This is a genomic window from Cryobacterium sp. TMT2-14, assembly GCF_004402465.1.
GTDB lineage: Bacteria > Actinomycetota > Actinomycetes > Actinomycetales > Microbacteriaceae > Cryobacterium > Cryobacterium sandaracinum.
This window is the reverse complement of record NZ_SOFV01000033.1, coordinates 21,994-27,993: the sequence shown is the minus strand read 5'-3', so window position 1 is coordinate 27,993 and position 6,000 is coordinate 21,994. Positions and strand designations below refer to the sequence as shown.

The following is a 6,000-nucleotide window of genomic DNA, read 5'->3' as shown; positions in this document are numbered from 1 at the left end:
GGGCGGCGCGGCCGGGCGGGCGGGCGGCGCGGGCGGGCGGCGCGGGCCGTCTCCTCGGGCCGCGTTCCGATCACTCGGCGGTCCGTCTCGTCCGCGAACCGCCCAGCGTCGCCGTTTCTGCCCAATGACGCCGCTCTACCGGCGACGCTGGGCAGCAACGGCGACTCTCAGCGCAGCAGCGGGTCTCCGGTGCCGAAACCGACACGTGCGGTCGAGTGTCACGAGGGAGTGGCCCCGCCGACGCCAACACGCACCCCGCAGGCCCCGCCCGCCGCTCCCATTTGCCGCAGACACCTGCCGCGCTAGGCTGCCAGCGGAAAAAAGGAGACACGATGAGCAACACGGAAAGCGGCGACGGGGCCGAGCGGTACAACACCAACCAGAACGGGTCCGAGCAGAGCATGGTTCCCGTCGAACGGACCCCCGCGGAGGCCACCGACCGCCTCTCGCGGAAGTTCGTGCAGGAATCGAGGCTTCGCATCCTTCGGAGCACGGCCGCCGTCGCCCGGTCCGAAGTCGACGCGCTGGCTGCCGTGCACCTCGACCCCGACACCCTCGAGGACCTGCTCGACACGGCCAGCCCGCGGGCGGCCGCACGATTGCGCACATCCGAGCACGAGATCAGCGTGCGCGTCGCCGACGCCCGTGAGAAGGCGGAAGCCGCCGAGGCCGCATACGAGCAGGCCGTGCTCGACGACTTCGACGAGGCCGAGCGCTAACCACATCGAACACGTCACACGAAGACGGATGCCGCGCACCGGCATCCGTCTTCTGCTGCCGCCTCTCCTGCGCGACAAAGCGCCCTCTGCCGCCGCGCCCCTCCGACGGCGTGTCCCTAGTCCGGCGCATCCCTCCTACGCCGTGTCGTGGTCCCGCTCCGCCTGCGCGATTCGGCCCACCGTTTTGAGGAAGCTGTCCGGGTTGAGCGAGATGGAGTCGATGCCCTCCTCCACCAGAAAGGCCGCGAAGTCGGGGTAGTTGCTCGGCGCCTGCCCGCAAATGCCGATCTTGATCCCGGCGGCGTGGGCCTTCTGAATGGCCTCGCGGATCATCTGCTTCACGGCGTCATCGCGTTCGTCGAAGAGGGCGGCGAGGTCCTCGGCGTCGCGGTCGACGCCCAGCACCAGCTGGGTAAGGTCGTTGGAGCCGATCGAGAAGCCGTCGAACCGGGTGGCGAAACGCTCCGCCAGGATCACATTGGCCGGAATCTCACACATCATGTAGATCTGTAGTCCGGACTCGCCGCGCACCAGCCCGTTCTCCGCCATCACCGCGAGCACACGGTCGGCCTCGGTCACGGTGCGGCAGAACGGCACCATCACGATCACGTTGTCGAAGCCGATCTTCTCCCGCACCTGCTTGATCGCCCGGCACTCGAGGGCGAAGCCCTCCCGGTAGCGCTCGTCATAGTAGCGGGAGGCGCCACGGAAGCCGAGCATCGGGTTCTCCTCCGAGTGCTCGAAGACCGACCCGCCGATCAGGTGCGCATATTCGTTGGTCTTGAAATCGCTCATCCGCACGATCACGGGGTCAGGATGATACGGCGCGGTCAGCTTCGCGATACCGAGTGCGAGCGTTTGCACGAAGTATTCCTTCGGGTCCATATATCCCCGGGTGAGCTCCTCGATCTGACGGATGGCGGCCCGGTCGGTGACCCGCTCCGGGTGAACGAGCGCCATCGGGTGGATCTTGATCAGGTTGTTGATGATGAATTCCATCCGGGCCAGCCCCACGCCGTCGGCAGGCAACCGCCACCACTCGAAGGCGGCGGCCGGGCTGGCGATATTGACCATGACCTTGGTGCGGGTTTTCGGCACGGTGCCAAGGTCGATCTCCTCGGTTTCGAAAGCCAGCTTGCCCTCGAAAACGTAGCCCTCGTCGCCCTCGGCGCAGGAGATCGTGATCATCTGGCCATCCGTGAGCGTGTCGGTTGCGATCCCGGTGCCGACGACGGCCGGCACGCCCAGCTCGCGGCTGACGATCGCGGCGTGGCTGGTGGGACCGCCGTGGTCGGTGACGATGCCGGCCGCGCGGGTCATGATCGGCACCCAGTCCGGATCGGTCATCTCGGTGACCAGGATGGCGCCGTCGACGAACTTCTCGATGTCGGCGGGGTCCTTGATCACGCAGGCCACGCCGCTCGCGATGCTGTCGCCGATCGCGACCCCGGTCACCAGCAGCGGCCCCGTCTCGGTCCGGGTGCTCACCGTGAACCGGGTGCCGCTCGCCTGCGAGTGCACGGTCTCCGGGCGCGCCTGCACCAGGAACAGTTCGCGGGTCAGGCCGTCTTTGGCCCATTCCATGTCCATCGGCCGGCCGTAGTGGTTCTCCACGATCACGGCCCAACGGCCCAGTTTCACGATCTCCGCGTCGGTCAGCACGAACGCCTGTCGCTCCCGATCGGGGGTGTCGATGGTGCGGGTGCGGGCGCTGCCGCCCTTGGCGTAGACCATCTTGCGGGCCTTCTCGCCGAGAGTTTTCTCAATGATGGGCGTGCAGTCGGGCTGGTCGAGCAGTGCCTTGAACACCAGGTATTTGTCGGGATTGACCGTGCCCTGCACCACCGTTTCGCCGAGCCCCCAGGCGGCGCTGATCACGGCCACGCCCGGAAAGCCGGTGTCGGTGTCGATGGAGAACATCACCCCGGAGCCGCCGACGTCGGCTCGGATCATCTGTTGCACGCCGATCGAGAGCGCCACCTCGAGGTGGTCGAATTTCTTGACCTCGCGGTAACTGATCGCCCGGTCGGTGAAGAGCGAGGCGTAGCAGCGGCGGCAGGCGTCGAGCAGATCGCGCTCGCCCGTCACGTTGAGGAACGTCTCCTGCTGACCGGCGAAGCTGGCGTCGGGCAGGTCTTCGGCGGTGGCGCTGCTGCGCACGGCCACGGGCAGGTTCGGATGCCCGGCCTTCTCCGACAGTTCCCGATACGAGGCACGGATGCCGTCGGCAATGTCCGCGGGAAACTCACCCCCCAGGAACAGTTCGCGCAGGGCCTCGCCCGTGACGCGCAGCGAGGCGCGGCCGTCGTGGAACAGGTCGAGCTGGCGCCGCAGTGCCGGCTCGATCCCGTTCGCCGCGATGAACGCGCGATAGGCGTTCGCGGTCGTCGCGAATCCGTCGGGCACCTTCACGCCATCGTCGCTGAGGGCACGGACCATCTCGCCCAGCGACGCGTTCTTGCCGCCGACCTGCGGAATGTCACCCAGTCCGATCTCGTTGAACCACACCACACTGCTCTCGAGCATTGTTCTTCCACCCCTCTGTGAGTTCTGCGACCCGGTGATCTACGGCCCTGCGGCTCTACGGCCCTGCGGCCGCGTGGCCGCGTGGCCGCGTGGCCGCGTGGATTGCGCCACGTGATGGCAACCTACTCCCCCCGAAAGTGTCTCCGGCTCGTTGAACCGCGCCCCGAACGAATTCGACGGAGATTTTGCCAAAATCCATCCCAAACACACCGGAAAGCCGCATTTTCGCCAGAATCTCCGTCGAATTGGTTCGACGTCGGGCATCCGTGCTTGCCAGGCTCCGCAGGCCTGCGGACTCGCGGAGAACGACAGTTCCGGTCGAGTTCGGCCCGCAGACCTGTCGCACTCGATCGAAGGTGTCGAGCTCGGCAGCGGATGGCCAGAGCCGCACCACACCACCGCCGCACCGCACCACTGCCGCACCGCACCACCGCCGCCGGCACCACCGCCGCACCACACCACTGCCGCACCGCACCGCACCACTGCCGCACCGCCGCCGGCACCACCGCACCACCGCACCACCGCCGGCACTGTCAGTGGCTCCTGAGACTCTGAAGTACTCCCCACGAGGGAGCCTCAACCAGGAGGTACAGATGACTGATCCCAACTACACCGCTCTGCTTCTCGTGATCGACCGGAGCGGCTCGATGTCCGGCATCCGTGACGACATGGTCGGCGGCCTGACCGCGATGCTTGCCGCACAGGCCGCCGAGCCAGGCCTGCTCACCGTGGATATCGTGACCTTCGACGACGAAATCGAGCACACCCACACCCTCGCCGACCCGAGCGATATCACCGTCGAGCTCGACCCGCGCGGCATGACGGCGCTGCACGATGCGATCGGCATCGCCGTCACGGAGTTCGGCGAGACGCTGCGGGTGCTGCCCGAGCACGCGCGTCCCGGCACCGTGCAGGTCGTGGTCGTGACCGACGGCGGCGAGAACTCGAGCAGCGAATACTCCGCGGATGCCGTGCGCGCGCTGATCAACCGGCAGACCGAATCGTACAGCTGGGACTTCGTGTTCCTCGGCGCCAACCAGGACGCCGTGCTCACCGGGGCCGCACTCGGCTTCGACTCCGCCAGCTCCATGACCTTCGCTGCCGCGTCGGGTGAGGTCGCCGCGATGAGCGCGAACCTCGGTCGCTACGTGACGGATGTGCGCAAGAAGGAGAAGCGCGGCTTCACCTTCGAGGAGCGCATCGAAGCCGGAGGTGATGGCGTGTAGGCAACGATTGGGTGAAGTTCAGGAGGCCGGAACCCCTGTTGGCGGAGTGCGTGAAAACTGCCCCTAGTCCCGGATTCAGACAGATTCGATTCGTTGGAAGCGGTCCCGTGGGGCGTGCGATGGTGTGCGTGGAGGACGCCCGCTTGCCGTGGGACCGGGGGCTCTATTCGGGGTGAAGTCGGCCCTGATAGGCCCTGCCGGCGCGAAGAAACCCGACGTGTAGCGTCGGGGACCGCTCCCACAGCGGCCCTGTCCCAGACCCGCATCGTGCGGGACTGGCGACAGGTAGTACCACCATGTTCCACTTCTACGAATCATCCGTCGGCACTTCCCTAGCCCGCGCATCCACGGCCCGGAAGCGGGTTCTGGCACTGCTTGTCGTCGTCGCCGTGGTCGGCGTCGGCGGCGCCGGACTGGGCGGAGCGGCCGTCGCCGGCTCACTCCCCCAGAGTCCGGTCGAGCTCGGCACGGCGGACTCCTTCGCGATCCTGTCGAAGACCGGCGTGACGAACGTCTACGCATCCGCAGTCAACGGCAACGTCGGGGCCAGCCCGATCACCGGCGACGCGGTGCTGCTGACCTGCCCTGAGGTCATGACCGGCACCATTTCACTGTCGACGCCGCCGGTCCGACGTGCACGGTGACGGACCCGAGCTTCCTGAGGACATCCGTCGGTGACATGGAAATCGCCTATTCCGACGCGGCTGGGCGCACGAACCCTGACTTCATCGACCTGGGTGCCGGCGAATTCGGCGGTCTCACGCTCAAGCCCGGCCTCTACAAGTGGAACACCGACGTGACCATCTCCAGTGATGTGCGCCTCACCGGCGGCCCGGACGACGTCTTCGTGTCCCAGATCGCCGGCAACATCGACCAGGCCTCGGCCAAGAACGTGACCCTGCTCGGCGGAGTGCAGACCAAGAACGCGTACTGGCAGACCGCCGGTTCAGTCTCGGTCGGCACCACCGCGCACTTCGAGGGCACGATCCTGAGCAAGACCATGATCGCGATGAAGACCGGCGCGTCGATCACCGGCCGGTTGCTGGCCCAGACCGCCGTCACGTTGCAGAGCAACTCTGTGACGAAGCCGGCCCTGTAACCACCGGTCGGCCGTATTCGGGAACCGGTTCGGCGGCATCCGTCGTCGCCCGATTCTCGGGCACCAGTCCACAGCCGCCCGCGCGAGTGTGGCCAACTCAGGAGAAACCGCCACCGCGGCCGAAACTTTCCCGCGTTTCCGGGGCTGCCGGGCAGCATCCGCCCGCATCTCCTGAGTTAGCCACGAACGCACCGGCTCCGCTCACGACGGATGCCGATGGGCGGCTCACGGGCGGCGTCGGAACCCCGCGCGGGTTTTACTCCGCTGCGCTGGAGGCGCGCCACGGGCGCAGCGGCGCAGCACCCGCGCAGCAGCGCAGCAGCACCAGCGCAGCAGCAGCGCAGGTTGAACAGTCCGAGCACGAGCCTGGGCGCGGTGACCCGCCGGGTCAGCGGCGGGGCCGCCACAACCTTCCAGCCTCGGCGATCGG

5 protein-coding genes are annotated in these 6,000 nt (G+C 67.5%); 4 read left to right on the top strand and 1 reads right to left on the bottom strand.

Annotation, left to right across the window (positions count from 1 at the left end; translation table 11 throughout):
- Positions 1 to 332: 332 nt before the first annotated feature.
- Complete coding sequence (locus E3O28_RS11940) at positions 333 to 719, top strand: hypothetical protein (protein ID WP_134401106.1); 387 nt, start codon at positions 333 to 335, stop codon at positions 717 to 719.
- 135 nt (positions 720 to 854) lie between these two features.
- Here the strand turns inward: E3O28_RS11940 and ppsA are convergent, their stop codons facing one another.
- Positions 855 to 3,245: a phosphoenolpyruvate synthase gene (gene ppsA, locus E3O28_RS11935; protein WP_104099138.1), complete on the bottom strand. Its 2,391-nt coding sequence runs from the start codon at positions 3,243 to 3,245 to the stop codon at positions 855 to 857.
- Positions 3,246 to 3,838: 593 nt separating this feature from the next.
- Here ppsA and E3O28_RS11930 point away from each other — a divergent pair.
- From E3O28_RS11930 to E3O28_RS16715, 3 genes are all read left to right on the top strand, one after another.
- A complete protein-coding gene (locus E3O28_RS11930; RefSeq protein WP_104099355.1) occupies positions 3,839 to 4,471 on the top strand; it encodes a vWA domain-containing protein in 633 nt (210 codons plus the stop codon).
- Between the two features lie 296 nt (positions 4,472 to 4,767).
- Entirely contained in the window at positions 4,768 to 5,115 is a 348-nt protein-coding gene (locus E3O28_RS16720; protein WP_198411572.1) for a hypothetical protein, read from the top strand.
- A 35-nt stretch (positions 5,116 to 5,150) separates the two neighbouring features.
- The gene (locus E3O28_RS16715; protein ID WP_198411571.1) at positions 5,151 to 5,570 is read left to right on the top strand and encodes an ice-binding family protein; all 420 of its coding nucleotides are present in this window, start codon (positions 5,151 to 5,153) and stop codon (positions 5,568 to 5,570) included.
- The last annotated feature ends 430 nt before the right edge of the window (positions 5,571 to 6,000 follow it).